At 43.7% G+C, this 2,485-nt stretch carries 2 protein-coding genes; both read left to right on the top strand.

The genetic code is table 11. The features are described from left to right. The first annotated feature begins 333 nt into the window (after positions 1–333). Positions 334–765 carry a hypothetical protein gene (locus B2Z67_RS06060; RefSeq protein ID WP_291528921.1) on the top strand — a complete coding sequence of 144 codons (432 nt, stop codon included), beginning with the start codon at positions 334–336 and terminating at the stop codon, positions 763–765. A gap of 267 nt (positions 766–1,032) precedes the next feature. After that, positions 1,033–2,418 (top strand): alpha-L-fucosidase, encoded by a 1,386-nt coding sequence (locus B2Z67_RS06065; protein ID WP_291528922.1) that lies wholly within the window; start codon positions 1,033–1,035, stop codon positions 2,416–2,418. Positions 2,419–2,485 lie beyond the last annotated feature (67 nt).

The following is a 2,485-nucleotide window of genomic DNA, read 5'->3' on the forward strand; positions in this document are numbered from 1 at the left end:
GCGCGAACCATCTATATCCCGTGTTTGTACCATCTATATCCCGTGCGTGGACCACATATATGCGGTGAAAGTACCATATATATGCGGTATAAACAGATGACTTTTGCACACACGGAACAAAAGAATTCATCCCGTGAGACGAAAAAATTCATCCCATGGGACGAAAAAATCCGTCTCGTGAGACTGTGAAATCCGTCTCATGGGACGGATTTTATAGCTCCACAATATGGCCTCACGAATTTATCAACGCCCAACAGCCTCATCTTTATATGATATATTTCTTTAACCTGAATTATTCATACTGTAAGATAAATGACAAATTGTTAGTGATTAATGCATGTGATTAGTGGGAGCAACTTGCTTCTCCTCCCGGGAGGAGGAGAACGTACCCTACTTGTGGGAGGTATCCTACAACAATTGTTTTTTAGAGCTATATATGAAGGCAACTTAATATTTGAAATATCTAACGAGTCTTTGGTAGATTATGCTCAATTGGAAATCTTTATTGATGGAACTAAAATCATTGATAATAGGATTAGAAATGATTTTCATTCGTATAAACCATATCCTACAAAGGTGACATTAGGTAATCACACAATCCTCATTAAAATAAATGGAGAGACAGCCAAGGAAATAAAGGTGAATACATTTTTAGTTACTTTTATAACTGTGGAATATTATGGAGATAGATTTGATTTTCCTGGTTATGATAAAGAGCATTTCAATATAAGTATTAGGAAACGTCCGATTATTTTCATAGCATAACATAACTATATTATTCACAAAGGAGTACTATTGCAATGTAAACGGTAATCCGACGCAAGATTTGAATAAGGAAACAAGCAACATCTCATATAATTTGCTAAATTTGCCGAATGATATGACAATATCCTCCTCTTTCGGTTTGGTGACGAAACGTACATGTATGCGGCGACGGACGGAAGTTAGGCACGAATATCAGCGGCAAGAAGACGGATTATTGCAAAGTCTATGAAGACAATATGTTCATAACAAACTTTAAGTAATAAAACCATGAAAAGAACAATCACCTTATCAATCCTCTGCCTGTTACTGGCAAGCGCAAAAGCGCAAGACGAACAAGTGCATGGACAATCTTCAACTTATGAATACCCAACAGACTCCCTCGTACTGGAGAAACTGAACCAATGGCGTGACCTGAAATTCGGAGTAATCTTCCACTGGGGACTCTACGCCGTGCCCGGTATTGTAGAATCATGGGCGCTCTGCTCGGAAGACGTGGATTGGATTAGCCGATACGGCCACACCAACTATCAGGAGTTTAAAGACTGGTACTGGAATGGACTGAGCAAGAAGTTCAACCCCGTTCAATTCGACCCCTCGCAATGGGCGGAAGCCACCAAACAAGCGGGTATCAAGTACGTCGTCTTCACCACCAAACACCACGACGGCTTCTGCATGTTCAATACCAAACAAACCGACTTCTCCATTGCAAAAGGTATATTCAAAGACCATCCACAGGCGGACATCGCCAAATACGTCTTCGAAGCATTCAGGAAAGAAGGATTCATGACCGGCGCCTACTTCTCAAAGCCCGACTGGCACAATCAGGATTATTGGTGGGACTACTTTGCCACTGCAAACCGTAACGTGAACTATAAAATCTCACGCCATCCCGAGAAGTGGGAAGCATTCAAAACATTCACCTACAACCAAATTGAAGAGTTAATGACCGGTTACGGGCAACTCGATATCCTATGGCTGGATGGCGGCTGGGTATCACCACGCAACAATCAGGACATCGACATGCCCAAGATAGCCGCTATGGCACGGGAAAAGCAGCCCGGCATCCTCGTAGTAGACCGCACGATACACGGCAAGTACGAAAACTACCAGACACCGGAACAAACAATTCCCGAAACCCAACTGCCATATCCGTGGGAAAGCTGCGTGACCTTGACTACTGACTGGGGATGGGTAAAGAATGCCCACTATAAATCTCCCAACCGGATTATAACCATGCTGATGGAAGTAGCAGCCAAAGGCGGCAATCTGCTCCTCGGCGTAGGCCCCACGGCAGGCGGATTGATAGAACAGCCCGCCGTAGAGCGCCTCCAAAAGATTGGCGAATGGCTACGGAGCAACGGGAAAGCAATTTACAACACCCGCATCACTCCGCACTATCACAGCGGTAACGTATGGTTCACCGCCGACAAGAACGGAAAAACCGTTTATGCCCTCCATGCCTTGCCCGAAGGAGAGAAAGTGCCGGACACGATTGAATGGGAAGGAAACATCCCCGACGGAAAAGTAAAGCTACTGGCATCGGGACAAAACGTAAAACATATTTCGAAAGAAGGGAAAGTAACCGTATATCTGCCAAAGAAATATATAGGGACGGAAGAGCCTCTTGCATTCCAATTCAATATAAAGAAGTAGTCAGATGACATCTGTTTTGAGCGAGTACCCAAGGGTAGTAGATAGTAGTAAGTAGCTGTTCATAATT

This window comes from Bacteroides sp. UBA939 (genome assembly GCF_002293435.1).
Classification (GTDB): domain Bacteria; phylum Bacteroidota; class Bacteroidia; order Bacteroidales; family Bacteroidaceae; genus Bacteroides.

Bases quoted from the DNA above. Each gene is read 5' to 3' on its own strand.
- B2Z67_RS06060 (WP_291528921.1), top strand. From the start codon at position 334: ATGCATGTGATTAGTGGGAGCAACTTGCTTCTCCTCCCGGGAGGAGGA.
- B2Z67_RS06065 (WP_291528922.1), top strand. From the start codon at position 1,033: ATGAAAAGAACAATCACCTTATCAATCCTCTGCCTGTTACTGGCAAGC.